This window comes from Paractinoplanes tereljensis (assembly GCF_016862435.1).
GTDB lineage: Bacteria > Actinomycetota > Actinomycetes > Mycobacteriales > Micromonosporaceae > Actinoplanes > Actinoplanes tereljensis.
Genome location: NZ_BOMY01000035.1, coordinates 70,393 through 96,791 on the forward strand (window position 1 = coordinate 70,393; position 26,399 = coordinate 96,791).

Genomic DNA, 26,399 nt, shown 5'->3' on the forward strand with positions numbered 1-26,399 from the left:
CTCTTAAACTAGAACGCGTTCTACGCTAGGCGTCGCCTTCGGGCCGAGCAAGCGTTTGGGCAAGTAGGATCGGACGGTGACAACCACGAAGAAGGCCGCGCCGCCGTCGGAGCGCCGCACGCACCTGATCCGGCTGGCCGCCGACCTGTTCGCGGAGAAGGGTTTCCGGGCCACCACGGTCCGCGAGATCGCCGACGCGGCCGGCATCCTGTCCGGCAGTCTCTACCACCACTTCGACTCCAAGGAGTCGATCGGCGACGAGATCCTCCGCGAGTTCCTCGACGACGTGGTCGGCGGTTACCGGTCCGCGGTCGAGGGCGCCGACGACCCGCGGGTCGCGATCGAGAAGATGGTGCGCTCCAGCACGGCCGCGCTCAGCCGGCACCGGGCCGCGCTGACCATGCTGCAGAACGACTGGGCCTACTTCAGCGCCCAGAAACGCTTCGCCTACCTGCGCACCGCGATGAAGGAGATCGAGCAGACCTGGATCGACCAGTTGGAGCGCGGCAAGCAGGACGGGCACTTCCGGGCCGACCTCGACGCCCGGCTGGTCTACCGGCTGCTGCGCGACATCCTGTGGATCCCGACCTCGTGGAAGCAGAGCCGGGGCAAGTCCTGGAAGACCGACGAGATCGTCGACGGCCTGCTTCGGCTTCTGTTCGAAGGCATCACGGCACGCTAGTCTCCCAAGCAAGCGCTTGGGAGGGACGATGGGCCGACTGGACGGCAAGGTGGCACTCATTACCGGTGGCGCGCGGGGCATGGGCAAGTCCCATGCCCGGCACTTCGCCGCCGAGGGCGCCCGGGTGGTGATCGGCGACGTGCTCGACGACCGCGGCCAGGCCGTCGCCGACGAACTCGGCAGCGTCTACGTGCATCACGACGTGACAAGCGAGGCCGACTGGACCGCAGCCGTCGCTGCCGTCCTGGCGGCCCACGGCCGGCTCGACGTGCTGGTCAACAACGCCGGCATCCTGCGGCACGGGCCGATCGCCGAGATGGACCCGGCGGTGTTCCGGCAGGTGATCGACGTCAACCTGGTCGGCTGCTGGCTCGGCGTGCACTTCGCGGCGCCGGCGATGATCGCGGCCGGCGGCGGCTCGATCGTGAACGTGTCGTCGATCGAGGGCTTCGCCGGCGCGGCCGGCCTGTCCGCCTACAGCGCCAGCAAATTCGGCATCCGCGGGATCACCCGGTCGGCGGCCCAGGAACTGGGCCCGGCCGGCATCCGGGTCAACTCGGTGCACCCCGGCGGGGTGATGACGTCGATGGCGATCGCCGCCGCCGAGCACCTGACCGACGTCGACCCGGCCGCGTTCCTCAAGGCGCTGCCGATCGCCCGGTTCGCCGAGCCGATCGAGATCTCCCGGCTGGTCGCGTTCCTCGCCTCGGACGAGTCGTCCTACACCACCGGCGCCGAGTTCGTGGCCGACGGCGGCCTGCTCGCCGGGCCGGGGTACTGAGATGGCCCTCCTCGACGGTCGCATTGCCGTGGTCACCGGCGCCGGGCAGGGGCTCGGCGCGGCCGAGGCGATCGCCCTGGCCGCCGCCGGCGCCCGGGTGGTGCTCAACGATCTGCCCGGCCCGGCGCTCGACGAGGTGGCGGCCCGCATCCCCTCGGCGAAGGTCTGCCCCGGTGACATCGCCGAATGGTCCACCGGCGAGGCTCTGCTGAAAGCCTTCGGCGGCCTCGACATCCTGGTCAACAACGCCGGCGTGCTGCGCGACCGGATGATCTTCTCGATGTCCGAGCAGGAGTGGGACACGGTCATCCGGGTCCACCTGCGCGGCCATTTCGTCACCACCCGACTCGCCACCGCCCATTGGCGGGACCAAAGCAAGATCCAAGGCCGGCCGGTGTACGCGCGGATCGTCAACACCGCCTCCGAGGCCTTCCTGCTCGGCTCGGCCGGGCAGCCCAACTACGCGGCGGCCAAGGGCGGCATCGTGGCGCTCACGCTCGCCACCGCGCGCGGCTGCGCCCGCTACGGGGTGCGGGCCAACGCCATCTGCCCGCGCGCCCGCACCGCGATGACCGGCTCGCTGATGGGTGCGCCGCCGGACGGCCCCGATCCGCTCTCCGCCGACCGCGTCGCGCCGCTCGTCACCTACCTGGCCGGGCCGGCCGGCGAGCGGATCACCGGCGAGGTCTTCGTGGCGCACGGCGACATGGTGGCGCTGCTCGGGCCGCCGACGGTGCGGGCCGCCTTCCACGCCACCGGCGACGAGTGGACGGTCGACGAGCTGGACGCCACGCTGGGCAAGGTGTTCACCGCCGACCCGCCGTCGCCCGGCTTCGTCTGCTCGGAAACCCTTCCGCTGGCCCCTTCCACGCTCGGCGAGGACTGATGAAACAGCGCGACACCGTGTCCATGCCTCCTGTCGAGATCGCCGCCGTTCTCTCGGCCGGCCGCAAACTCCAGCTCGCCACCATCAATCCGGACGGCACACCGCACCTGGTCAGCATGTTCTACGCGATGCAAGACGGGCGCATCGCGTTCTGGACCTACCGCTCCTCGCAGAAGGCGCGCAACCTGGCCCGCGATCCCCGGGTGACCTGCCTGGTCGAGGACGGCGACGACTACTTCGAGCTGCGCGGCGTACAGATCGTCGGCGACGTGCAGCGGATCGACGACCTGCCCGGGGTGACCGAGATCGGCCGCCTCGTCGCCGCCCGGATGCCCAGCCCGGTGGTCGGCGAGCTGGCGCCCGACGAGATCGCCGCGGCGCTCGACGGTTACGTCGCGCACGCGGCGACCAAGCGGTCCGCCTACCTGGTCGAGCCGCGCCGGGTGGTCAGCTGGGACCACCGGCGCCTGGTCGGCTGAGCTACATCATCTCGTCGCCGGTCGGGATCAGCACGGTCTTGAGCTCGGTGTACGCCTCGATCGACGACCGCCCACCCTCCCGCCCGAGCCCCGACTGCCCGAACCCGCCGAACGCCACGTGCGGTTCGAGCTGGTAGCCGTTGATGCCGACAGTCCCGGCCCGCACCGCCCGCGCCATCCGGATCGCCCGCTTCACGTCGGCGGTGTAGACGGTGGCAGCCAGCCCGTACGAGGTGGCGTTGGCCAGCCGGATCGCCTCGTCCTCGTCGGTGAACGGCACCACCGCGAGCACCGGCCCGAAGATCTCCTCCTGGGCGATGGTGGCGTCGTTGGACACGTCGGCGAAGACCACCGGGTCGACGAAGTTGCCGGCCGCCAGCTCCCCGTTCGGCCGGCCGCCACCGCAGACCAGCCGGGCCCCCTCGGCCTGCCCGCGCTCGATGTAGCCGAGCACCCGGTCCAGCTGCCGCTCGTTGATCAGCGGCGCCGCGGTGACCTCCGGGTCGAACGGGTCGCCGTAGGTGACCAGGGTGGTCATCCCCTGGGCGATGGCCAGGAACTCGTCGTACACATCCCGGTGGACCAGCGCCCGGGAGTGCGCCACGCAGGCCTGGCCGGACAGGCCGAGCGTCACGGTGCCCATCGTGAGGGTGGCGGCGGCATACACCTCGGCGTCCGGGAAGACGATCGACGGGCTCTTGCCGCCGAGCTCGAGGCTGACCCGCTTCATCCCCTCAGAGGCGGCCGCGAGCACCCGCTTGCCGATCGCCCGGCTCCCGGTAAAGGTGATCTTGTCGATCAGCGGGTGGGTGATCAGCGCCTCGCCGGCCGTGTTGCCCGGCCCGGTCACCACGTTGAGCACGCCCGCCGGCAGCCCCGCTTCCTCGAGCAGCCGCACCAGCCGCAGCGCCGCGAACGTCGCGAACTCCGACGGCTTGAGCACCACGGTGCAGCCGGCCGCCAGGGCGGGTGCGACCTTCTGCGCGGCGAGCAGCAGTGGCCCGTTCCAGGGCACCACCGCGGCCACCACGCCGACCGGTTCGCGCAGCGTCATCACCAGGTGGTCGCCACCCTGATAACCCGGAAGCGTCTCACCGCCGAGCTTGTCGACCCAGCCGGCGTGATGGTCGAAGACGTCGGCCACGCACTCGATCGACATGGCGTACTCATCGCCGAAGGTCAGCGGCACCCCGTTGTCGAGCGCCTGCAGCGTGCGCAGCTCATCGGTGTGCGAACGGATCAGGTCGGCGGTGCGGCGCAGCACGGTGATCCGCTGCTTTGCTCGGGACCGCGGCCACGGCCCTTCGTCGAACGCCCGGCGGGCGGCCCGCACGGCCGCGTCCACGTCGGCGTCGGTGGCCATCGCGAAGTCACCGACCTGCTCCCCGGTGGCCGGGTGCTGGTGGGTCCAGGTGCGACCGTCGGCCGCGGGCCGCCAAACGCCGTCGATAAGCAGCTCGCCGGTGGCCAGCCCAACCGCGTCCCGCCTCGTCTTGATCGAGAGAACCATCCGGCACCTCCGGTGCAGGGAATTGAAACACGTTCTATTTCTGCGCAGGGTACGCCGAGCCTCGCAGGTCCGCCAGATACCCCGGCCACTCCCCACCCCCATGCACGGCAAGGGCAGCCCCCGACACATAGGAGGCAAGCGGCGAGGCCAACAGCAAACAAACCCCGGCGACTTCAGCCGCCGTAGCAGCCCGCCCCATCGGCACAGTCCGAGCCACAGCCTCGGGGTCAAGCCCAGCCGCCACCTCACGCCCTGGACCTCCGCCCTCCGCGGCCCCAGGATCCGGCCCGGCGCCCGCGCCGGTCCTGGGATCCGGCCCGACGCCCGCCGCGATCCTGGGATCCGGCCCGACGCCCGCCGCCGTCCTGGGATCCGGGCCAACGTCCGCGACCGGACCGGGGATCACGCTGTTGACGCGGACGGCTGGCGCCCACTCGGCGGCCAGGGTGGTCGCGAGGTGGTGCAGGCCGGCCTTGGCCGCGCCGTAGGCGGCAGTGCCGGGCGACGGCCGCGTGCCGCTGACGCTGCCGATCATGAGGATCACCCCGCCGCCGGCCTGCCGCTGCATGACCGCGTTGGCCGCCTGCGAAACATGCAGCGGCGCAACGAGATTGAGCTCGATGATCTTCGCGTGCAACCGCGGCGAGGCGGTCGCGGCCGGCGCGGGCGGCGCCCCGCCCGCATTGTTGACCAGCACGTCGATCCGCCCGAGCCGGACCACCGCAGCCTCGACGAGCGCAGCGGCCTGCGCCGGATCCCGCACATCAGCCCGAAAGAACTCGGCTGCCCGGCCCGCATCCGCTCTACCGACATCGGCCAACCGCGCCGGAGCGTCGGCATCGGCAGCCGCCGGAGCCGGTGGGTTGCGGCCGCAGACCAGGACTCGGGCGCCGGCCTCGAGGAAGGCGGCGGCGATCGCGGCGCCTATCCCCCGCGTGCCGCCCGTCACGACCACGGCGCGGCCGGTGAAGTCGAGGGGATCCATGGCGCGATGCTAGCCGACCAAGCAAGCGCTAGGTTAGCCTCGCCGCATGGGCGTACATCTGGAGCGCGGCCCGGTCGCCGAGGTGGTGATCGACTTTCCGCCGGTCAACGCCGTCCCGGCGGCCGGCTGGATGTCCATTGCCGAGCTGGTCACCTCGGCCGGCGCCGACCCGGACACCCGGGTGGTCGTGCTGGCCGCCGAGGGGCGCGGCTTCTGCGCGGGCGTGGACATCAAGGAGATGCAGAAATCCGCTGGCCACGACGTTCTGCTGGCCGCCAACCGGGGCTGTGCGGCCGCGTTCGGCGCCGTCTATGACTGCCCGGTTCCGGTGATCGCCGCGGTGCAGGGCTTCTGCCTCGGCGGCGGGATCGGGCTGGCCGGGAACGCCGACCTGATCGTTGCCGCCGACGACGCCACGTTCGGGCTGCCCGAGGTCGACCGGGGCGCGCTCGGCGCGGCCACCCACCTGGCCCGCCTGGTGCCACCTCAGCTGATGCGGGCCATGGTCTACACCTGCCGGCCGGTCACCGCCGCCGACCTGCACCGGTTCGGCACCGTGCACGAGGTCGTGCCGAAAGCCGGGCTGCGGGTCGCCGCGCGGGCAGTCGCCGCCGAGATCGCGGCCAAGGACCCGGTCGTGATCCGCCGGGCCAAGGAGGCGCTCAACGGGATCGACCCGGTCGACGTGAAGCGGTCGTACCGGTTCGAGCAAGGCTTCACGTTCGAGCTCAACCTCAACGGTGCCGGCGACCGCGCCCGCCAGAAGTTCGTGGAGGGCCGATGACCACGATGACCGTCGACGACGTGGTCGCCGAGCTCCGGGACGGCATGACGATCGGCGTCGGTGGCTGGGGGTCGCGCCGCAAGCCGATGGCGCTCGTCCGGGCCGTCTGCCGGGCCGGGCTGCGCGATCTGACCGTGGTCTCCTACGGCGGCCCGGACGTCGGGCTGCTGATCGCGGCCGGCTGCGTGCGGCGGGTGGTCACCGGCTTCGTGTCGCTCGACAGCATCCCGCTCGAGCCGCACTTCCGCCGGGCCCGCCAGCAGGGCGAGATCGAGCTGACCGAATATGACGAGGGAATGCTCTACTGGGGATTATTGGCGGCAGCCAACCGACTGCCATTCCTGCCGATCCGGGCTGGTCTCGGTTCGGACGTACCCCGAGTCAACCCGAATCTGCGAACGGTGCGATCGCCGTACGAAGATGGCAGCGAGCTGATCGCCATGCCGGCCGTGACTCTCGACGCCGCGCTGGTCCATCTGAATCGCGCCGATAGGCGCGGCAATGCGCGCTATCTCGGCCCGGATCCCTATTTCGACGACCTGTTCTGCCTGGCGGCTCGCCGCCGGTTTGTCTCGTGCGAACGCCTGGTCAGCACGGCCGAGCTGGTCGACGGCGGGCCGCCGCAGGGTCTGCTGCTCAACAGCATGATGGTCGACGGCGTGGTGGAGACCCCGCGCGGCGCGCATTTCACCAGTTGCGTTCCGGATTACGACCGGGACGAGGCGTTTCAACGCGAATACGCGACGGCCGCCGCCGGCCCGGCGGAATGGGATCGTTTCCGGGCCACCTATCTGGATGGCGACGAGGAGCACTATCAGAAGGCGGTGGCCGCGCGATGACCCGCGCCGATGTCTGCGTGGTAGCGTGCGCCGAGGCCTGGCGGGGCGACGGCGCGTTGCTGGCCTCGCCGATGGGCCTTATTCCTAAGCTCGGCGCCCAGCTGGCCCAGCTCACCTTCGCCCCCGAGCTGGTGCTCAGCGACGGCGAGGCCACGCTGGTGCGCGACGGCGAGGTGGAGGGCTGGCTGCCGTACCGCGCGGTGTTCGCGGTGGTGGCGGCGGGCACCCGGCACGTGATGATGGGGGCCAGCCAGATCGACCGGTTCGGCAACCAGAACATCTCCTGCGTCGGCGACTGGGCCCGGCCGACCCGGCAGCTGCTGGGCGTGCGCGGTGCGCCCGGCAACACGGTCAACCACGCCACCAGCTACTGGGTGCCCCGGCACGAGCCGCGGGTGTTCGTCGACCGGGTCGACATGGTGTGCGGCGTCGGCCACGACCGGGGTGCCGTCGAGATCCGGCGAGTGGTGACCAACCTGGCCGTGCTGGATTTCGACACTCCCGACCGCTCGATGCGGCTGCGCTCGGTGCATCCCGGCGTGTCCGTCGCGGAGGTGCGGGCGGCCACCGGTTTCCCGCTCACCGTGCCGGCGTCGGTGCCCGATACCCGTTCGCCGACCGAGTCGGAGCTGGCGTTGATCCACGATCGCCTCGACCCGGACAGCTTGCGGCACAAGGAGATCCGGTGAAAACCCGGCTCACCGAGTTGCTCGGCTGCCGGCACCCGATCGTGCAGACCGGCATGGGCTACGTGGCCGGCACCAGGTTGGTCGCCGCCACCTCGGCGGCGGGCGGCTTCGGCATCGTCGCTTCCGCGACGATGACCCTCACCCAGCTGCGGGACACGCTCCGGGAAATCCGCTCCCGCACCGATGCGCCCTTCGGGGTGAATGTACGCGCGGACGCGCCGGACGCCGCAGAACGGATCGACCTGCTGATCGCCGAGGGCGTACGGCTGGCGTCCTTTGCCCTGGCCCCGAACCGCGACCTGATCCGCCGCTGCACCGACGGCGGTGTGTTGACCATGCCGTCCGTCGGCGCCCGCCGGCACGCCGAGAAGGTGGCGGCTTGGGGCGTAGATGCGGTGCTGGTGCAGGGCGGCGAGGGCGGCGGCCACACCGGCGCGGTGCCAACCACGCTGCTGCTGCCGCAGGTGGTCGACGCGGTGGATATCCCGGTGGTGGCGGCCGGCGGTTTCTTCGACGGCCGCGGCCTGATAGCGGCTCTTGCTTACGGCGCGGCCGGCATAGCCATGGGCACCCGATTCCTGCTCACCTCGGACAGCCCGGTCGCGGTCGAGGTGAAGCGCCACTACCTGGCCGCCACGGTGACCGGCACCGTGGTCACCACCCGAATCGACGGCGTGCCGCACCGAGTGCTGCGCACCCCGTTCGTAGACGGCCTGGAACGTTCCAGCCCCGTCATCCAGCTGATCAGATCGGCCCGGCATGCGGCCGCGTTCCGCCGAGAGTCCGGCCTATCCTGGCCGGCCTTGCTGCGCTCCGGCCAAGCCGCCCGACACGGCCGCGACCTGTCCTGGGCCCAGACCTTGATGGCGGCGAACACGCCAGCACTGCTGCGCACATCCATGGTGGACGGCCGCCCATCATCCGGCGTGATGTCAGCCGGCCAGGTAACCGGCCTGATCGACGACCTGCCATCCTGCGCAGAGCTGATCGACCGCATCATGAAAGAGGCCGACGAGCGCCTGACAGCCCTAACCGCCACCCGCTGACAGCCGGCCCCCGAACATGGCCTGATTCGCAGGGCCGAACCGCCTTCTCACACTTTCCCTACGACTACCCCCTGAACCTGTCAAGCCGCACCACCGCACCGCCGACGCAACCTCCGCCCGAGCCGATCTTGCGGAGCGAGCGTCCGGAGCCGACAGGAACCCCACACCCTTCACCCCACGCACCCGAGCGCCACCCCGCCCGCGGCCGATCTTGCGGAGTAAGCGCACGCAGCCGACAGAAACCCCACACCCTCCACTCCACGCACCCGAGCACGGCTCCGCCCACGGCCGACCTTGCGGACTTAGCGCACGCAGCCAACAGGAACCCCACACCCTCACCCAACGAGCCTGAGCGCTACCACCGCCCGCGGCCGCCCGCGGCCGATCTTGCGGAGTAAGCGCACGCAGCCAACAGGAACTCCACACCCTTCACCCCACGCACCCGAACCCCACCCCCGCCCGAGCCGACCTTGCGGAGTAAGCGTCCGGAGCCAACAGGAACCCCACACCCTTCACCCCACGCACCCGAACCCCACCCCCGCCCGAGCCGACCTTGCGGAGTAGGCGCCCGCAGGAACCTGTTGTCCAATGAGCTGATCGCGGAGTGTCAGCGAAATACGGCTAAGCGGTGTCGAGCCCGAGGCCCGTGGCCCGTGGCCACCATGCGGACAACCGCGAGTTGCCGACGGCATCGGCGTGTCGAAAGGCGGTCGCGGCCGGGATCGCTACCGGCCTACAGGCGTTCGATGATGGTTACGTTGGCCTGGCCGCCGCCCTCGCACATGGTCAGCAGGCCGTAGCGGCCGCCACTGCGCTCCAACTCGTGCAGCAGGCTGGTGAGCAGCCGTGCGCCGGTAGCGCCGAGCGGATGCCCGAGGGCGATCGCGCCGCCGTTGACGTTGACCCGGGCCGGGTCAGCGCCGGTCTCCGACAGCCAGGCCAGGACCACGCTCGCGAACGCCTCGTTGACCTCGAACCGGGCGATGTCACCGACCCGAAGCCCGGCCCGGGCGAGCGCGTGCGCGGTCGCCTCGATCGGCGCGGTCAGCATCAGCACCGGGTCGCCACCGCGGGCCGACAGGTGCCGGATGACAGCGCGGGGCCGCAGGCCGTGCGCGCGCACCCCGTGGCCGGAGGCGACAAGCAGAGCCGCCGCACCGTCGGCGATCTGGCTGGACGTGCCGGCCGTGGTGAGCCCACCGGAACGCAACGGTTTAAGCCCAGCCATCCGCTCAGAGCTGGTGTCCCGGCGCGGGCATTCGTCGGTGTCACAGATCCGGCCCTCGCCAGTGCCGCGAGCGGAAACCGACACCGCCTCGTTCTGAGACCGGCCACCACGAGCGGAAACCGAAACCTCCTCGGCCGGGGAACGGCCGCCGCGAGTGGGAATCGGCACCGTCTCGGCGCGGAACCGGCCTTCGTCGATCGCGCTCAACGCCCGCTGGTGGCTAGAGAGCGCCCACTCCTCCAGATCGGACCGGGAGAGGCCCCACTTCGCCGCGATGTCGTCGGCGCTGCGGAACTGCGAAACCTCCTGGTCTCCGTAGCGCGCCCCCCAACCCACCGACCCCCGATACGGCCCGTCCGGGGCCATCGCGCTGCCGATCGGGACCTGGCTCATGCTCTGCACGCCGCCGGCTACCACCAGATCGGCCGTACCGCTCATGACTGCCTGCGCAGCGAAGTGGACCGCCTGCTGGCCGGAACCGCACTGCCGGTCGACGGTAACCCCGGGCACGTGTTCGGGGAGGCCGGCCGCGAGCCACGCCGTACGCGCGATGTCTCCGGCCTGTGGGCCGAGCGTGTCGACGCAGCCGAGAATCACGTCGTCAACGGCGGCCGGGTCGACCGCGACGCGGTCGAGCAGGGCGGCTATCACCTGGCCGGCCAGGTCGGCGGGGTGCACGGCGGCCAGGCCGCCGCCGCGGCGGCCGACGGGTGAGCGGACCGCGCCGATCAGGTATGCGGTTTCCACGGTTGACGCCCCTCCGCCGGATGGACTCTACTAGAACCTGTTCTAATCTATGACACCGGGCGGGCACATGCACGTGGGCTATACACCCGAGCAGGAGCAACTCCGCCGCGAGCTGCGGGCCTACTTCGCCGACCTGATGACGCCGGAGTTGCGGGCGGCGCTCACCGATGAGGACGGCGAGTATGGCGACGGCGACGCCTACCGCGCGGTGGTGCGGCAGCTGGGCCGGGACGGCTGGCTGGCGCTGGGCTGGCCGGCCGAGCACGGCGGGGGCGGTCGCTCCCGGCTCGACCAGCTCATCTTCGCCGACGAGGCGGCCATGGCCGGTGTGCCGGTGCCGTTCCTGACCATCTACACGGTCGGGCCGACCATCGCCCGGCACGGCTCCGACCAGCAGCGGGCCGAGTTGCTGCCGCGGATCGCGGCCGGCGAGGTGCACTTCTCGATCGGCTATTCGGAACCGGAGGCCGGCACCGACCTGGCCGCGCTGCGCACCCGCGCGGTCCGGGACGCGGATGCGTACGTCATCAATGGTCAAAAGATGTGGACCAGCCTGATCCGGTACGCCGATTACGTCTGGCTCGCCTGCCGCACCGACCCGGACGCGCCCCGGCACAAGGGTCTGTCCATCCTGGTGGTGCCGACCGACGCGCCCGGTTTCTCCTGGACGCCGGTGCACACCGTGGCCGGGCCGACCACCAGCGCGACCTACTACACCGACGTGCGGGTGCCGGTGTCGGCCCGGGTCGGCGCCGAGAACGAGGGCTGGCGGCTGATCACCGACCAGCTCAACCACGAGCGGGTCGCGCTCACCTCGGCCGCCCCGCTGCGCCGCGCGCTCGACGAGGTCATCGAGTGGGCGATCGCGACCCGGCGGATCGACCAGGAGTGGGTGCGGCTGCACCTGGCCCGGGTGCACGCCAAGACCGAGGTCCTCAAGCTGCTGAACTGGCGGGTGGCGTCGGGCGAGGACGGTCCTCCGGCGGCGGTGCGGGCTTCGGCCGGCAAGGTGTACGGCACAGAGCTGGCCGTCGAGGCGTACCGGTTGCTCATGGAGGTGCTCGGCCCGGCCGCCACGGTGCGCGGCGGTTCGCCCGGCGCCCTGCTGCACGGCCGCATCGAGCGGGCGCATCGCTCGGCACTGATTCTCACCTTCGGCGGCGGCACGAACGAGGTGCAGCGCGACATCATCGCAGCCGGCGCCCTCGGCCTGCCGGTCAAGCGCTAGGAGACCCCGATGGATTTCTCGCTCACCGGCGAAGCCCGCGACCTCGCCACTCTCACCCGCGGCCTGGCGGCCTCCGGCCGATCCCTCTGGCCCGCGTTGGCCGAGGCCGGCGTGTTGGCCGCGGCCCTGCCAAAAACGGCCGGAGGCGAGGGGTACGGGCTGATAGAGCAATGCGCGATCCTGGTCGAACTGGGTCGCGCCGCCGCCACCGTGCCGTACCTTCCGTCGATTGTGGCGGCCGCCTCGACCCTGGCCCGGTTCGGCGCCGACGAGTGGGTCGGCCCGGCCGGTCGTGGTGAGGTCGTGCTGACCGCCGCGCCGCTCGGCTCGGTGGAGGCCCGCCCGGACGGCACCGGCTGGCGGCTGGACGGCGAGGTGACCGCGGTCCCGGCCGCCACCGAGGCCGCCCTGATCCTGGTCCCGGCCGGCCCGGACGTGTTCCTGGTGCGCCCCGGCGACCCGGGTGTCACCGTCGAGCCTCAGCGGGTCGAGGGCGGTCCGGGCGCGGGCCTGCTCCGGCTGGACGGCGCGGCCGGCCAGCCGCTGGAGGACGCGGCCGGCTGGCTCGCCGCGCACGCCACCGTCGGCACCTGCGCGATGCAGCTCGGCGTGGTCGAACGAGCCTTGGAGATGACCGCCGGGTACGCCCGGGAGCGCGTCCAGTTCGGCCGCCCGATCGGCTCCTTCCAGGCGGTGTCGCAGCGGCTCGCCGACGCCTACATCGACGTGGAGGCGCTGCGGCTGACCCTGTGGCAGGCGGTCTGGTTGCTGACCGAGGAGCGGCCGGCCGCGGCCGAGGTGGCGACCGCCGGGTTCTGGGCGGCCGAGGCCGGCCACCGGGTGCTGCACGCGGCCGTGCACATCCACGGCGGCGTGGGCCTGGACGTCGACTATCCGCTTCATCGGTACTTCCTGGCCGCCAAGTACCACGAGTTCCTGCTCGGCGGCGCCACCACCCAGCTGGCCACCCTCTTCCCGGGAGAAAAAGGATGAAGTTCAGTCTCGGCATCGCGCTCAGCCCACTCGACCAGCTCATCGACCTGGCGCAGACCGCCGAGGAGTGCGGCTTCGCGTCCATCGCACTGCCCGACTCGCTGTTCTACTCCGAAGAAGTGAGCGCTAAATACCCGTACACGCCGGATGGGTCTCGGTTTTGGAATGCCGAGACGCCGTGGGCTGATCCGTTCGTCACGGCCGCGGCCCTCGGCGCCGCGACCAGCCGCATCCGCTTCTACACACAGGTGCTGAAACTCGGCCCGCGTAGTCCGGTGCTGCTGGCCCGGCAGGTCGGCTCGGTGGCGCACCTGACCGGCAACCGGTTCGGCCTCGGCGTCGGCCTGGGCTGGTCGCCGGAGGAGTCGCTGTGGTGCGGTGCCCCGTTCGCGGATCGCGGCGCTCGCGGCGACGAGGCGATCGAGGTCCTGAAGCTGATCCTCGGCGGCGGCATGGTGGAGTACCACGGCAAGCACTTCGACTTCGGCCGCCTGCAGATGAGCCCCGCGCCGACCGAGCCGGTGCCGTTCTACGTGGGCGGGCACGCCGACGTGGCGCTGCGCCGCGCGGCCCGGGTCGGCGACGGCTGGTCCTCGGCGATGATGCGCTTCGACGACCTCCGCACGGTGATCGCCCGGCTCGCCGAGCTGCGCGCCGAGTACGGCCGGGCCGACCAGCCCTTCGAGATCCAGGCGGTCTGCATCGACCGCTTCGGCCTGGACGGCTACCGCCAGCAGGCCGACGCCGGCGTGACCGACGCGATCGTGGTGCCGTGGCGCTTCTACGGCACCGGCTTCGACGGCCCCCTGGCCGCCAAGAAGGACGGCCTCCGCCGCTTCGCCGACGAGGTGATCTCCAAGCTCACGTGACATAGGTCCCAAGGGGGTCGAGCGCGTCGGGGGCCGCGGGGCAGGATCGGTCTCATGAAGCTGCATGAGCGAATCGACGGGCGGTTGCGTTCCTTCATCGAGGCGCAGCCGATGTTCTTCGTCGCCACCGCACCGAGCGGCCCCGGCGGCCACGTAAACGTCTCCCCGAAGGGCATGGCCGGCACGTTCGCGGTGCTCGGCGAACACCGGGTGGCATACCTGGACTACCACGGCAGCGGCGCCGAGACGATCGCCCACCTGAACGAGAACGGCCGGATCACGGTGATGTTCTGCGCTTTCCAGGGCCCCCCGAACATCGTCCGCTTGCACGGCCAGGGCCGCGCAGTCCCGGTGACCTCCCCGGACTACGCCGAACTGGCCGCCGTCTTCCCCGAGCCCCCGGACACCCACGGCGTCCGCTCGGTGATCGACATAGCGGTAGACCGCATAAGCGACTCATGCGGCTATTCGGTCCCCTTGATGACCTACGAGGGCGACCGTGACCTACTGATCCGCTCCCACGAACGCCGCTCCGTAGAAGACCTGGCCGAATACCGCCGGGTAAAGAACGCCGAAAGCATCGACGGCCACCCCGTCTTCGCCAAACCCTGACCGGCAAGGCACCTTTCAGAATCAGGGTCCCAAGAAACAAACCCTTTTCCGGTACGGGCGACACCGCCGACAAGCGCAACTACCCCCGACCGCCGCCACCGCGCGACCAGCGTGCAACACAGGCGCGTGCCGCGCCTCTCGCGCAACCGGACACTCACCCCGCCGAAGGCTTTGCTTTGCTCACCAATACGCGCTGCTCTGCGCACCTCTGGTAAGCGCGCGAGTTCAGGCGCGTATGGGTAAGCAGTGCAAACTGTCGAACAGGCTGGCGTTTGTCCTGGTCGGCGGGGTGTGCTGGCGCCCGCTGGCGGGGTAGGGGTTGGGGTCTTGGGTCGGGACCGCCCGTGGCGGGCGCGCGGAGGGTGAGTTCCGCTCAGCGGGACCGAGTGCCACGGGAGCGGACCGGCGCGTACGGAAAAGGGATCTTTCTTTCCGGGCAAATCCGCCAGTTCCGGAAGCCCACCCCCGATGAGAGCGGGCGGTTTTTGGGAACCGGCGCGCGTCGATCGGTGCGGCGGGTGCGGAACGCCAGACCTCGAGTGCGAAAGATGCCTAGATGTCGGCGAAGGCGGCATCTACCTCGGCGGGGGTCAGGCCGAAGTCGGCCAGCGTGTAGTGGTGGGACGGGGGCTTTCCGGCTGAGTGCGAGGCGGTCATTGCGGCTCGCGCCGGTGGGGTCAGCGGGGTGCCCAGGCGGTCGTAGATGGCCTCTACCGTGCCTAGCGGGTTGGCTACGAAATCGTCGTAGTCGACGTCTATGAAATGGGACGGGTCGTGTTTGGCTCGGGACGAAGCGAACTCGCGCAAGCCCCGGGACCAGGTCGCCAGCTGGTCGCGGCCCAGCACCTGGCCGGTGAAGACCGTGGACCAACCGGCGCAGGCCTGGGTGTTCAGGCTGCACACCGAGGCTATCGCCACCTGGGGGGCGCGGTGGGTCTGGATGATCACGGCGTCGGGGTAGGTGGTCAGCAGCGCGTCCAGGGCGAACAGGTGGCTCGGGTTCTTCAGGACCCAGCGGCGGCCGGGGTCGTGCAGACCGATCAGCTGGAGGTTGCGGCGGTGGCGCTGGTAGGCCGTGGTCCAGTCCTGGGTGCTCAGCCACGCGGCATATGACGGGATGTGGGCCAGGCACTCGAAGGAAATCGACATCATCGACTGGCGTAGCAGCCGCCAGCACTCCTCGACCTGGTCGGCCGCCGTGTAATGCGCGCCCATGAACGACGGATTCGTCTCGTGGTGCTCCGTATAACCGGCCTGCAGCGTGGCGTAGATCGGGTTCGACTCCCAGGTTGCACGGGGTGGACGCGGTTGCGGCACCTCAGTGAGCCACAGCTCCAGGCCCTGGTTGGCCGGGTCGGCGGTCAGCAGGCGGTGCAGGGCGGTGGTGCCGGTGCGGGGCAGGCCGGTCACGAAGACCGGACGGGTCACCTCGACCGAGGCGTGCGACGGGAACTGCTTCCAGGCCGACTCGCTGAGCAGCCGCGAAACCAGGGCCGCGCGCAACAGCGCCCGGGAAACCTTGCTGCCGGCCGGGGTCAGGGCCGCTTCCTGGCCGTACGCCTGCAGCAGCGCAAGCATCCCGGCGCGATAGTCGCCGTCGCCGAAATCGTCGAGTCCGGTCAGGCGGGTCGCTGAGGCGTGCAGGTCTTCCAGGGTGCCGACATCCGTGCGCTCGCTCTGCATCCGAACTCCCGGCTCAGTGGTGGAACTCGCCGCAGTTGACGTCGAGGCACTGGCCGGTGATGCCGGCGGCCAGCGAAGAGGCGAGGAACAGCACCGCGTCGGCCACCTCGTCCGGCAACGGCAGGCGGCGCAGGTCGGTGGTGGCGGCGATCTCGTCGTAGATCTGCTGGGCCGGCACCCCGCGTTCGGACGCCTGGTAGTCGAACCACATCCGCAGGCTGTCGGCCCAGATCCAGCCGGGCGCGACCGAGTTGACCCGCACCCCCTTGGGGCCGAGCTCGCTCGCCAGGTTCTGCGCGACCGCGAGCAGTCCGGCCTTGGCCAGCTTGTACGGCCCGAAGGGTCGCCGGGAGTGCCGCAGCACCGCCGAGTTCACCATCACCACCGAGCCGGCCGACGCGACGAGCGCGGGGGTCAGCAGGCGGGTCAGCCGTAACGCGGCGAGGACGTTGACGTCGAAGCTGGAGCGCAGGTCGTCCAGGTCGACCTTGTCGAGGCTGCGCATCGGCGGCATCACGAACGCGTTGTTGACCAGAGCGTCGACCCGGCCGAACTCGTCCAGCGCGGCCCGCACCAGCGCGGCGCTGGAGTCGTCGTCGGTGAGGTCGGTGGGCACGGCGAGGGCGCGGCGGCCGGCTGCGGTCACCTTCCCGGCCACCTCGTTCAGGTAGGACTCGGTGCGGGCGGCGAGCACCACGTCGGCACCGTTCTGCGCGGCCCGGATCGCGACGGCCTGCCCCAGCCCGGGGCCGATCCCGGCGACGACCACGACCTTGTCGGCGAGCAGCACGGCTCAGCCCAGCATCCGGGCCGCGGTGGCGACCTGCCGGGCGGCGATGCGTTCCCGCCACTCGGCCGGGGAGATCGGCTCGTAGTAGGGCAGTTGCTTGGGCAGGTCGTCGACGGCGACCACCTCGGCCCGCGGCCCGTCATCCGGGGTCAGCGCGCGGGACAGCCGCTGCCAGCGCAGCTGCACGTAGCCCCGATCGTGCCCGGTGCGCTCGATCCAGTTGGCCACGCCGGGATCGCGCTCGCTGATCACGTATCGCACCATGCCGTCCGGGTCGACCCGCGCCTGCGGGACGGTGAGGCTGGTCTGGTGGTTGATGTAGTCCAGCGACACGTACCACATCGTGCCGAGCTGAAGTCCCTGGTAGGGCGCGTCGGAGACCGGCACGGTGACCACCATGGCCTGGTCGTCGGCGAGCTCGTAGTGACCCACCGACGAGTATTGGGTGGCCAGCCCGCCGGGGGTGAGCCGCGGCGTGGTCAGGGTGTTGACCGGCAGGTTGAGATAGAAGCGCTCGGCGAACGCCAGGAATGTGCGGATCCGCCCGACCAGCATCTTGCCGGCCACGGCGTACCGCTTGGCGATTGCCTCCTGCGTGAGCGGCGCCGGAGCCGCACCGAGACGGTCGGCCCGATGGATGCGCAGCGTTCCGGGCTCCTCAGTGGACCAATCGCTGAACACCTCACGCACCACGAGCATGGCCGAGCCGGGCGCGAGCGGGAACGCGTTGGGGCCGGACAGGCCGGGCCCGAACCGGATCTCGAAGGAGCCGTCCGCGTCGATCTCGATCTCCCGGTCGTCGAACGCGGTGAGGCTGTCCGGCACGTTGACCGGCGAGTACGACCCGTCGAGGATCTGGAAGCTCAGGTCGGCGGTGCTGCCACGCCGGCCGGTCACCACATATTCGGCGTCGTCGCGCAGCCAGGCGTGAAAGTACAGCGTGTCGGGATTGTCCAAACCCATTTTGGTGTACGGGCCGGTAGAGCGCACGAAGTAGGGGAAATCGCGGTCGTACGCCCAGGCCATCTGGATCGACGCCCGGATGCCGCCGGCCAGGTAGTCGTAGCCCTCGATGAGGTCCTGATCGCCGCGGATGTGGGGGGCCTCGGCGACGGCGCGCTCGGCTTGCGCGATGGCGTCGGCGAACGGCTGAGTAAGCACACCTCATGCTAGAACGTGTTCTAACTCTTGACCATATGTAGAACGCGTTCCAGTCTGGTGTCCATGCGCGCCTATCGGATGACCGAGTGGGGTTCCAGACCGTCGCAGGTGGAGGTTCCGGAGCCGACCCCGGCGCCGGGACAGGTACTGATTCGGGTCGCCGGGTGCGGTCTGTGCCGCTCCGACCTCACCATGCGGCAGATGCCGCAGAAGGTCGGCGAGCGTCTCGGCTGGCGAATGCCGTTCACCCTCGGCCACGAGGTCGCGGGTTGGCTACCTGACGGCACGCCCGTCGCGCTTACCGCCGCTTCACCGTGCGGCACCTGCTGGTTCTGCCTGCGCGGCCTGGACAACAGCTGCCCGCACGGGCTGACCGGGCGTGGATACGGGCGGGACGGCGGCCTGGCCGAATTCGTCGTCGCCGACCAGCGCAGCGTGCTGCCGCTGGGCGACCTCGATCCGCGGCACGCCGGCCCACTGACCGATGCGGGCGCCACGGCCTACCACGCGGTGCGCCGGGCGCTGCCGCGCATCGTTCCCGGCGGCACCGTGGCGGTGATCGGCGCGGGCGGGCTGGGCGCGTTCGCGGTGCAGTTCCTGCGGGTGCTGACCGCGGCTCGGGTGGTAGCGGTCGACACCGATCCGGCCCGGCTGGCCTACGCGGAGTCGGTCGGCGCCCACGCCACGATGTCCACTCCGGACGTTCGAGGTGCGGACGCCGTGCTCGACTTCGTCGGCACGAACGAGACCATCGCCGCCGGCCTCGCCGCGGTTCGGCCCGGCGGCGCGTACGGCCTGATCGGCTCGGCCGGCGGGCGCCTTGACCGGCCCTGGTTCGGCACGCTCCCCCGCGACGGCGAGGTCTACACGTTCCAGGGCTCGACGATCGCCGACGCCCAGGAGGTGATCGCGCTGGCCGCCGCCGGTCTGATCCGCAACCAGGTCGAGGAGTTCGCGTTCGAGAAGGCCGCCGAGGCGTACGAGCGGCTGGCCGCCGGCACGTTGACCGGCCGGGCCGTCGTCCTGCTCTCCTGAGGCCTGCCCCACCCCGGATTCGGGGGCTGGCCGGGCTGATTCGCCGCCGTCGAATTCCTAGCGTCAACGGCATGAGGAGAACGCTGAGTTCGATCATCGCGGGGGCGCTCATTGCTTCCTCGCTCGCGCTGGCCGCAACCCCGGCCACGGCGGCGACCGGACGACTGGTCTCGGCCACCGCCCTGCACACCTACGCCACCCGCGCCGACGTGGACGCGGCGCTGACCGCCGACCAATTCGACCCCGGAACCGACCGCTACGGCGTGCGGACCTACCGGCTCATCTACCGGACCACCGACGCGACCGGGCGTCCAACCACGGCCAGCGGCCTGGTCGCGCTGCCGATCAACAACCGGAAGACCTTGCGTACGGTGTCGTTCGGGCACGGCACCTCGATCTACAAGCTGGACGCGCCGTCCACCTCCGACGACGTCTTCCTGATCGGTCCCGCGCTGACCTTCGCCTCGGCCGGGTTCGCGGCGGTCGCCCCCGACTATCTCGGCCTCGGAGTCGGGCCGGGCCCGCATCCGTGGATGGACGTGCCGTCGGAGACCACCGCCTCGCTCGACCTGCTGCGGGCGGCCCGGGTCTTCGCCGCTCAACAGGGACGGCAGCTGGACCGCGAGGTCTACGCCTCCGGCTTCTCGCAGGGCGCCTCGGCCGCGCTGGGGCTGGCCCGGGCGTTGCAGTCCGGAGCCGATCCGTGGTTCCGGGCCGCCGCGGTAGCGCCGATCAGCGGCGCCTACGACTTCCGGACCGCGGAGATCCCGGCGCTGTTCACCCCCGAGGTCCACCCGTTGCTGGCCAGCGCCTACACGACGTACCTGCTGGCCGCCTTCGACCGGCTGCACGACATCTACCCCGACCCGGCGGACGTGTTCGCGCCGCCCTACGTGAATCTGCCGGCGTTGTTCGACGGCACCCACCCCGGCCAGGAGATCATCCCGGCCCTGCCACCCACCATCGACGACCTGCTGACGCCGGCCGGCAAGGCCCTGCTCCTGCATCCGACAGGCCGGTTCGCCGCCGCACTGGCCGAGGTCGACAGCGTCTGCACCGACTGGACGCCAAGGATCCCGGTCCGGCTCTATTACAGCCCAGGCGACGAGGAAGCGGTAAACGCCAACACCGCCCACTGCCACGCCACCCTAGGAGCCCCAACGGTCAACGTAGGCGTAAACACCACCTACAACGGCTTCATCCACGAGGGTTCAGAGGTGCTCAGCCTGCCCCGAGTGACCCGCTGGTTCACCGACCTCAACCGCTGAGAGAACCGCCCGGCCGCTCGATGCGGCCGGGCGGCCTAAACACCTTCCGGACCCAAGGCCCAGCCGGGCCGCTTTGCGATCCGGAGAATCAATCCCTTTCCGTACGCGGTGGCGCAGTCCCGTGGCACTCGGTCCCGGCAGGTGCAACTCGCCCTCCGCGCGCCCGCTGCGGGCGGGCCCGGCCCCACGCCGGGCGCCCTCCGGGGTGTGGGTGTCTGGTTGCGCGAGAGTCGCGGCACGTGCCGGTGATGCACGCCGGTCGCGGGGTGTCGGCGGTCGGGTGTGGTTGCGGTTGTGGAAGTCGTTGCCCGTACCGGAAAGGCTTTGCGGTTTTCAGACGAGTTTGCCGAGGCGGGTGAGGGTTTCGTCGGCCTCGGCGATCAGGTCGGCCAGGACGTCGGCTACCGGGCGGACCTCGTTCATGCGGCCGACTATCTGGCCGACCGGCATCGGCACCACCGTTGGGTCGCCGGATTCCATCAGGCGGGTGTGTGCCTCGGCCACCAGCAAGTTCTGCAGTGGCATCGGCAGCGGGCGGGGGGCCTCTTCGGAGTCCCAGGAGTCGGTCCAGCGATTGCGCAGCAGGCGGGCCGGCTTGCCGGAGTAGATGCGGCTGCGGACCGTGTCGGACGAGCCGGCCTTCAACAACGCCTCGCGCAGGGCGGCCGAGGTCTGGTATTCGGCGGTACCGAGCCACACCGAGCCCATCCACACGCCGCGCGCGCCGAGTGCCAGGGCGGCGGCGATCTGCCGGCCGCTGCCGATCCCGCCGGCGGCCAGCACCGGAACATCCACCGCGTCGACCACCTCGGGGACGAGGACCATGCTGGCGATCTCGCCGGTGTGGCCGCCGGCCTCGTAGCCCTGCGCCACCACCAGGTCGACACCGCCGGCCACATGACTGCGGGCGTGGTCGGCCCGACCGGCCAGCGCGGCCACCACCAGGCCGTGGTCGTGGGCCTGGGCGATCACGTCGGCCGGGGGCGGGCCGAGCGCGTTGGCGATCAGCCGGGGGCGGTGGGTCAGCGCCACCTCGACGTGCGAGCGGGCCACCGAGTGCAGCCAGCCCAGCACGCCGGCCCGGCGGGACTCGTCGACGCCGAGCGGTGGCACGCCGAGGCGCAGCAGGGTGCGCTCGACGAAGTCGCGGTGGCCGGGCGGGATCAGCTTGTCGAGGTCGACGGCCGCGCCCTCGGTGGGTTCGTGGCTGGGCATGACCACGTCCACGCCGTACGGGCGGCCGTCGGTGTTCTGGTCCAGCCAGGTCAGAGCCGCGTCGAGCTCGTCGGGGTCGTTGTAGCGCACGCAGCCCAGCACGCCGAGGCCGCCGGACCGGCTGATCGCCGCGACCACCTGCTCGGACGGGCTGAAGCCGAGGACCGGGTGCTCGATGCCGAACCGCTCGCACAGCTCAGTCCGCATGGGTGACCTCCTCGGCCGGGTGCTCGGCGGCGTGCTGGTGGGCCCAGCGGTAGTCGGCCTTGCCGCTGATCGTGCGATGGATCTCGTCGACCAGCCAGATCGCCCGGGGGACCTTGTAGCCGGCGATACGTTCCCGCAGGTGCTCCTCGACGGCGGCCAGGTCGAGCTTGGCGCCCGGCCGGGACTGGACCAGCGCCGCCACCCGCTGCCCGAGCCGGTCGTCGGGCAGGCCGATGACCAGCGCGTCGAAGATGTCGGGGTGCATCTTCAGGGCGCCCTCGACCTCCTCCGGGAAGACCTTCTCGCCGCCGGTGTTCACGCAGGTGCTGCCCCGGCCGAGCAGGGTGATGGTGCCGTCGTCCTCGAGGCGGGCGAGGTCGCCGGGCAGGACATATCGCACGCCGTCGATCTCGGTGAGCAGCTGAGCGGTCTTGACCGGGTCCTTGTAGTAGCCGAGCGGGAGGTAACCGCTCTTGGCCAGCCGGCCGACCTCGCCGGGCCCCACCGGGCGGCCGTCGTCGCCGAGCACCACCGTGGTCGGACCGGGCATGACCCGGGGGTCCTGGACGGCGCCGCCGGGCACGTCGGCGACCACGCCCAGGCCGGTGAAGCCGGTCTCGGAGGCGCCGACCGCATCGGTGACGAGCACGTTGGGCAGCAGTTCCATGTACTGCTGCTTGACCACCGGGGAGAACAGGGCACCACTGGAGTTGATCGCACCGATCGACGAGCCGTCGTGCCGGCCGGTCGCGTACGCCTCGATGATCGGGCGGGCCATCGCGTCGCCGATCAGCACCATCACGTTGACCCGGTGCCGGTCGATCGCGCGCCACACCTCGTCGGCGTCGAAGTGCGGCAGCATCACCACGGTGTCGCCGGCGAACAGGGCCATCAGCGCGGCCCACTGGGCGTTGCCGTGGATGAGCGGGGCCAGGCAGAGCCGCACCAGCGGGTCGGCGCCGACGCCGCGCGCCGACTGCTGCCACTCGTCCTCGAGCGGGACGCCGGTCATGAAGTCGACGCCGCCGCCGAGCGTGCGCCACACGTCCTCGTGGCGCCAGAGCACGCCCTTGGGGTAACCGGTGGTGCCGCCGGTGTAGAGCAGGTAGATGTCGTCGGCGGAGCGTTCGCCGAAGTCCCGGACCGGATCGCCGGCGGCCAGGGCCTCCTCGTAGGAGACCCCGCCCGCAGGTGATACGTCCGAGCCGTCGGGCAGGACCACCACGCTGTGCACGCTCGGCACGGTGGGCAGCACGGCGGCGACCCGGCCGGCGAACCGCCGGTCATGGATCAGCGCCACCAGCGAGGCGTCGTCGAAGAGGAACTGTAACTCGTTCTCGACGTACCGATAGTTGACGTTGACGACCGCCGCGCGCAACTTGTAGACGGCGATCATGGCCACCACGGCCTCGATCGAGTTGCCGGCGTAAAGACCGACGTGGTCGCCCGGGACCACGCCGCGATCATGCAGGAAATGAGCCAGACGGTTCGCGCGCTCCTCGAGCCGGGCATAGCTGATCGCCTGATCGCCGAAGCACACGGCGGTGCGATCCTCGAAGGCGTCGACCGCGTGCTCGAACAGGTCCGCAATATTTGCCGCCATCCCCAGAAAGTAGAACCTGTTATTGTTCGTGACAAGCCCCAGAATCACCGCAGGAGGCACCGTGGAGCCGCACGCCCTCGTCGAGCAACGTGGACCGATCCTGATCGTGACGATGAACCGGCCACAGGTCCGCAACGCGCTGTCGGCCGAGATGATGGCCATCATGCGCGACGCGTGGGACCGGGTGGACGGCGATCCGGAGATCCGGGCGGCCGTGCTCACCGGGGCCGGCGGCGCCTTCTGCGCGGGCGCCGACCTGCGTGCGATGACCCAGTCCCACCCCGGCGACACCTTCGACGGCGCCGACCTGTCCCGCATCGACGCCCTGCTGAAAGGCCGCCGCCTGACCAAGCCGCTGGTCGCCGCGGTGGAGGGCCCGGCGGTCGCCGGCGGCACCGAGATCCTGCAGGCCACCGACGTGCGGGTGGCCGGTGCGAGCGCCCGGTTCGCGGTCTCGGAGGCCCGCTGGGGCCTGTTCCCGCTGGGCGGCTCGGCAGTGCGCCTGGTGCGCCAGATCCCGTACACGATCGCGGTGGAAATGCTGACCACCGGCCGCCAGCTGAGCGCGGCCGAGGCCCGCGAAGCGGGCCTGATCGGCCACGTCGTCCCCGACGGCCAGGCCCTGACCAAGGCCCTCGAGTTGGCCGGTGCGATCGCCGCCAACGGCCCGCTCGCCGTCCAGGCCATCCTGCGCACGATCCGCGAAACCGAGGGCCTGCCGGAAAACGACGCCTTCGCCGTCGAGTCCAAAATCGGCATGGCCGTCTTCCGCAGCGAGGACGCCAAGGAGGGCCCCCGAGCCTTCATCGAGAAGCGCCCGCCGGAGTTCCGGGGGCGCTAGGCAGGTCCCTTGAAACAAACCCTTGCCGGTACGGGTGACACCGTCGACAACCGCAACTACCCCCGACCGCCGCCACCGCGCGACCAGCGTGCAACACCGGCGCTTGCCGCGCCTCTCGCGCAACCGAACACGCACACCTCGGCGAGCTTTGCTTTGCTCACCAATACGCGCCGCTCTGCGCACCTCCGGTAAGCGCGAGAGTTCAGGCCAGTTCCAGCCCGGCCGGCAGCGAGCGAGGGTCGGCGCGATCTTGCGGAGCTCCTGTTGGCTCCGAGCGGTAAGTCTTCAACGTCTGCGAGCCGCAGTGGGCCGGAAAGACCCGGACGCGGAATCGGCCAGCACGGCAGCGGCAAACGACCGGAAACGCCCTGGCGCCTGGAACGGCCCGCCTGGCGCTTACCCGAGATACGCAGAGCAGCGCGCATGGGTAAGCAGTGCAAACTGTCGAACAGGCTGATGTTTGTCCTGGCCGGCGGGGTGAGCCGGCACCCGCCGGCGGGGCGGGTGGGGGTTTGGGTCTTGGGTCGAGACCGCCCGTTGCGGGCGCGCGGAGGGTGAGTTCCGCTCAGCGGGACCGAGTGCCACGGGAGCGGACCGGCGCGTACGGAAAAGGGATCTTTCTTTCCGGGCGAACGATTTCTAGATGGCTCGCTGGCGGCCTGCCCAATAGGGGTCGCGGAGCAGGCGCTTGTAGAGCTTGCCGTTCGGATCTCGGGGCAGCTCGTCGGTGTAGTCGATGCTGCGCGGCAGCTTGAACTTTGCCAGGCGGCCGGACAGGAACGCCAGCAACTCGACGCTGAGCTCGGAGCCGGCCGTCACGCCCGGCGCGGGCTCGACCACGGCCTTGATCTCCTCGCCCCATTCCTCGTGCGGGATGCCGAAGACCGCGACGTCGGCGACCGCCGGGTGGGCGGCGAGCTCGCCCTCGATCTCGGCCGGGTAGACGTTCACCCCGCCGGTGATGATGACGTCGCTCTTGCGGTCGCAGAGGAACAGGTAGCCGTCGTCGTCGAGGTAGCCGATGTCGCCGACGGTGAACATCCGGCCGCGCCACGACTGCTTGGTCTTCTCCTCGTCGCCCAGGTATTCGAAGGTGGCCTCGCCCATCTGCAGATAGACCGTGCCGGGGCGGCCGGCCGGGGCCTCGTCGCCGTCCGGGTCGAGCACCCGCACCCGCGACCCGGGCCAGGCCCGCCCGACCGAACCGGGCCGGACCAGCCAGTCGGCCGCGGTGATCAGGGTGCCGCCGCCCTCGCTGGCCGCGTAGTACTCCACCACCACCGGGCCCCACCAGTCGAGCATCCGGCGCTTGACCTCCTGCGGGCACGGCGCCGCGCCGTGGATCATCACCCGCATCGAGGACAGGTCGTAGCCGGTGCGCACCTTCTCCGGCAGGGCCAGCAACCGGCGGAACTGGGTGGGCACCATATGGCTGTGGGTGACCCGATGACGCTCGATGAGCCGCAGCATCTCGTGCGGGTCCCACCGGTCCATCACCACCACCGGATGTCCGAACTGGAGCGAGATGACCGCGAAGTTCATCACCGCCGTGTGATAGAGCGGCGAGCAGCACAGATGCACATGCCCGTCGAAAGGCTTCAACTTGAAAAGACCGAAAAACCAGAGCGAGACCGGAGGTACGGCGTACGGGTCGGAGCCCGTCAGTGGTCGTCGGACACCCTTGGGCCGCCCCGAGGTGCCGGACGTGTAGACCATCAGCGCACCGCTCGTGCGCTCGCCGAGCGGGCCGCCGAGCTTGGCGAGCGACTGGAAGCCGGGCACCTCCCCCACCGCGAAGAGCGCGGGCACGCCGGCCTCGGCGGCCGCGGCCACGGCGGTCTCGGCGAAGCGCTCGTGGGCGACGAACGCCTTGGCGCCGCTGTCGCGCAGGATGTAGGCGATCTCGGTGGCGGTCAGGTGCCAGTTCAGCGGCACCGAATACAGCCCCGTCTCCAGCGTCGCGAACTCGACGGCGAGCAGGTCGGCGCCGTTGGGCAGCAGCATCGCCACGGTGTCGCCCGGCACCAGGCCGAGCGCCTGCAGCCCGCCGCCGATGCGGTCGGCCTCGGCGGCCAATTCGCCGTAGGTGACGATGCGGCCGTCCGGGTCGACGACGGCCGACTCGTTCGGAGTATCCCGCGCGATGTTCCACAGCCCGATGCCGGTCATGGGCGCCACTCTATAACGCGTTCCAGTTACCGAACAGCCGTCTCGCGGCAGGGTTGATTCACAGAGTTA

24 protein-coding genes are annotated in these 26,399 nt (G+C 70.9%); 15 read left to right on the forward strand and 9 right to left on the reverse strand.

All coding sequences use genetic code 11. The features are described from left to right. Window positions 1-76 precede the first annotated feature (76 nt). Genes Ate02nite_RS27425 through Ate02nite_RS27440 form a run of 4 tightly spaced genes read left to right on the forward strand, consistent with a single transcriptional unit; the run spans window position 77 to window position 2,828 of the window. Window positions 77-682: a TetR/AcrR family transcriptional regulator gene (locus tag Ate02nite_RS27425; RefSeq protein ID WP_203810584.1), complete on the forward strand. Its 606-nt coding sequence runs from the start codon at window positions 77-79 to the stop codon at window positions 680-682. Between the two features lie 28 nt (window positions 683-710). Continuing rightward, window positions 711-1,463 carry a glucose 1-dehydrogenase gene (locus Ate02nite_RS27430; RefSeq protein WP_203810586.1) on the forward strand — a complete coding sequence of 251 codons (753 nt, stop codon included), beginning with the start codon at window positions 711-713 and terminating at the stop codon, window positions 1,461-1,463. Between the two features lies 1 nt (window position 1,464). After that, the gene (locus Ate02nite_RS27435; RefSeq protein ID WP_203810588.1) at window positions 1,465-2,349 is read left to right on the forward strand and encodes an SDR family NAD(P)-dependent oxidoreductase; all 885 of its coding nucleotides are present in this window, start codon (window positions 1,465-1,467) and stop codon (window positions 2,347-2,349) included. Next, on the forward strand, window positions 2,349-2,828 hold the full coding sequence (locus Ate02nite_RS27440) for a pyridoxamine 5'-phosphate oxidase family protein (protein WP_203810590.1): 480 nt from the start codon (window positions 2,349-2,351) through the stop codon (window positions 2,826-2,828). Before Ate02nite_RS27435 ends, Ate02nite_RS27440 begins: the two co-directional genes overlap by 1 nt. 1 nt (window position 2,829) lies before the next feature. On the opposite strand, the gene Ate02nite_RS27445 is transcribed toward Ate02nite_RS27440, so the two are convergent. Together Ate02nite_RS27445 and Ate02nite_RS48965 are read right to left on the reverse strand one after the other, a co-directional pair. Further along, complete coding sequence (locus Ate02nite_RS27445; RefSeq protein ID WP_203810592.1) at window positions 2,830-4,338, reverse strand: aldehyde dehydrogenase family protein; 1,509 nt, start codon at window positions 4,336-4,338, stop codon at window positions 2,830-2,832. Window positions 4,339-4,372: 34 nt separating this feature from the next. After that, a complete protein-coding gene (locus tag Ate02nite_RS48965) occupies window positions 4,373-5,323 on the reverse strand; it encodes an SDR family oxidoreductase (RefSeq protein WP_239147727.1) in 951 nt (316 codons plus the stop codon). A 46-nt stretch (window positions 5,324-5,369) separates the two neighbouring features. Here Ate02nite_RS48965 and Ate02nite_RS27460 point away from each other — a divergent pair, with 46 nt between their 5' ends. From Ate02nite_RS27460 to Ate02nite_RS27475, 4 genes are read left to right on the forward strand one after another with little or no spacing between them, the layout of a single operon-like run. After that, on the forward strand, window positions 5,370-6,107 hold the full coding sequence (locus Ate02nite_RS27460) for an enoyl-CoA hydratase family protein (protein ID WP_203810594.1): 738 nt from the start codon (window positions 5,370-5,372) through the stop codon (window positions 6,105-6,107). Beyond that, entirely contained in the window at window positions 6,104-6,946 is an 843-nt protein-coding gene (locus Ate02nite_RS27465; RefSeq protein ID WP_203810596.1) for a CoA transferase subunit A, read from the forward strand. The genes Ate02nite_RS27460 and Ate02nite_RS27465 overlap by 4 nt, the downstream gene beginning before the upstream one ends. Next, window positions 6,943-7,635, forward strand: a complete 693-nt coding sequence (locus Ate02nite_RS27470) for a CoA-transferase subunit beta (protein ID WP_203810598.1) — start codon at window positions 6,943-6,945, stop codon at window positions 7,633-7,635. Before Ate02nite_RS27465 ends, Ate02nite_RS27470 begins: the two co-directional genes overlap by 4 nt. Continuing rightward, window positions 7,632-8,681 (forward strand): NAD(P)H-dependent flavin oxidoreductase, encoded by a 1,050-nt coding sequence (locus Ate02nite_RS27475; RefSeq protein WP_203810600.1) that lies wholly within the window; start codon window positions 7,632-7,634, stop codon window positions 8,679-8,681. Before Ate02nite_RS27470 ends, Ate02nite_RS27475 begins: the two co-directional genes overlap by 4 nt. Before the next feature lie 733 nt (window positions 8,682-9,414). Here Ate02nite_RS27475 and Ate02nite_RS27480 read toward each other — a convergent pair. Further along, window positions 9,415-10,656 (reverse strand): acetyl-CoA C-acyltransferase, encoded by a 1,242-nt coding sequence (locus Ate02nite_RS27480; protein ID WP_203810602.1) that lies wholly within the window; start codon window positions 10,654-10,656, stop codon window positions 9,415-9,417. Between the two features lie 67 nt (window positions 10,657-10,723). Between Ate02nite_RS27480 and Ate02nite_RS27485 the strand changes: the two genes are divergently transcribed. Genes Ate02nite_RS27485 through Ate02nite_RS27500 form a run of 4 tightly spaced genes read left to right on the forward strand, consistent with a single transcriptional unit; the run spans window position 10,724 to window position 14,358 of the window. Further along, window positions 10,724-11,884 carry an acyl-CoA dehydrogenase family protein gene (locus Ate02nite_RS27485; protein WP_203810604.1) on the forward strand — a complete coding sequence of 387 codons (1,161 nt, stop codon included), beginning with the start codon at window positions 10,724-10,726 and terminating at the stop codon, window positions 11,882-11,884. Window positions 11,885-11,893: 9 nt separating this feature from the next. Then, window positions 11,894-12,877, forward strand: coding sequence for an acyl-CoA dehydrogenase family protein (locus Ate02nite_RS27490; RefSeq protein WP_203810606.1), 984 nt, complete (start codon window positions 11,894-11,896; stop codon window positions 12,875-12,877). Further along, window positions 12,874-13,746: a TIGR03619 family F420-dependent LLM class oxidoreductase gene (locus Ate02nite_RS27495; protein WP_203810608.1), complete on the forward strand. Its 873-nt coding sequence runs from the start codon at window positions 12,874-12,876 to the stop codon at window positions 13,744-13,746. Before Ate02nite_RS27490 ends, Ate02nite_RS27495 begins: the two co-directional genes overlap by 4 nt. Before the next feature lie 54 nt (window positions 13,747-13,800). After that, window positions 13,801-14,358 carry a pyridoxamine 5'-phosphate oxidase family protein gene (locus tag Ate02nite_RS27500; RefSeq protein ID WP_203810610.1) on the forward strand — a complete coding sequence of 186 codons (558 nt, stop codon included), beginning with the start codon at window positions 13,801-13,803 and terminating at the stop codon, window positions 14,356-14,358. Between the two features lie 552 nt (window positions 14,359-14,910). On the opposite strand, the gene Ate02nite_RS27505 is transcribed toward Ate02nite_RS27500, so the two are convergent. Genes Ate02nite_RS27505 through Ate02nite_RS27515 form a run of 3 tightly spaced genes read right to left on the reverse strand, consistent with a single transcriptional unit; the run spans window position 14,911 to window position 17,992 of the window. Next, a complete protein-coding gene (locus Ate02nite_RS27505; RefSeq protein WP_203810612.1) occupies window positions 14,911-16,041 on the reverse strand; it encodes a sulfotransferase family protein in 1,131 nt (376 codons plus the stop codon). Window positions 16,042-16,054: 13 nt separating this feature from the next. Next, on the reverse strand, window positions 16,055-16,831 hold the full coding sequence (locus Ate02nite_RS27510) for an SDR family oxidoreductase (protein ID WP_203810614.1): 777 nt from the start codon (window positions 16,829-16,831) through the stop codon (window positions 16,055-16,057). 3 nt (window positions 16,832-16,834) lie between these two features. Beyond that, window positions 16,835-17,992, reverse strand: coding sequence for a hypothetical protein (locus tag Ate02nite_RS27515; RefSeq protein ID WP_203810616.1), 1,158 nt, complete (start codon window positions 17,990-17,992; stop codon window positions 16,835-16,837). Between the two features lie 63 nt (window positions 17,993-18,055). Between Ate02nite_RS27515 and Ate02nite_RS27520 the strand changes: the two genes are divergently transcribed. Both Ate02nite_RS27520 and Ate02nite_RS27525 read left to right on the forward strand, forming a co-directional pair. Continuing rightward, window positions 18,056-19,027 (forward strand): alcohol dehydrogenase catalytic domain-containing protein, encoded by a 972-nt coding sequence (locus Ate02nite_RS27520; RefSeq protein WP_239147728.1) that lies wholly within the window; start codon window positions 18,056-18,058, stop codon window positions 19,025-19,027. Window positions 19,028-19,098: 71 nt separating this feature from the next. Then, window positions 19,099-20,295: an alpha/beta hydrolase family protein gene (locus tag Ate02nite_RS27525; RefSeq protein WP_239147729.1), complete on the forward strand. Its 1,197-nt coding sequence runs from the start codon at window positions 19,099-19,101 to the stop codon at window positions 20,293-20,295. 333 nt (window positions 20,296-20,628) lie between these two features. Here Ate02nite_RS27525 and Ate02nite_RS27530 read toward each other — a convergent pair whose 3' ends face one another. Further along, the gene (locus Ate02nite_RS27530; protein ID WP_203810618.1) at window positions 20,629-21,717 is read right to left on the reverse strand and encodes an NAD(P)H-dependent flavin oxidoreductase; all 1,089 of its coding nucleotides are present in this window, start codon (window positions 21,715-21,717) and stop codon (window positions 20,629-20,631) included. Then, window positions 21,707-23,320 carry an acyl-CoA synthetase gene (locus Ate02nite_RS27535; protein WP_203810621.1) on the reverse strand — a complete coding sequence of 538 codons (1,614 nt, stop codon included), beginning with the start codon at window positions 23,318-23,320 and terminating at the stop codon, window positions 21,707-21,709. Before Ate02nite_RS27535 ends, Ate02nite_RS27530 begins: the two co-directional genes overlap by 11 nt. A 61-nt stretch (window positions 23,321-23,381) precedes the next feature. Here Ate02nite_RS27535 and Ate02nite_RS27540 point away from each other — a divergent pair, with 61 nt between their 5' ends. Next, entirely contained in the window at window positions 23,382-24,161 is a 780-nt protein-coding gene (locus Ate02nite_RS27540) for a crotonase/enoyl-CoA hydratase family protein (protein ID WP_203810623.1), read from the forward strand. 639 nt (window positions 24,162-24,800) lie between these two features. Here the strand turns inward: Ate02nite_RS27540 and Ate02nite_RS27545 are convergent. Then, window positions 24,801-26,330, reverse strand: a complete 1,530-nt coding sequence (locus Ate02nite_RS27545) for an acyl-CoA synthetase (protein WP_203810625.1) — start codon at window positions 26,328-26,330, stop codon at window positions 24,801-24,803. Window positions 26,331-26,399 lie beyond the last annotated feature (69 nt).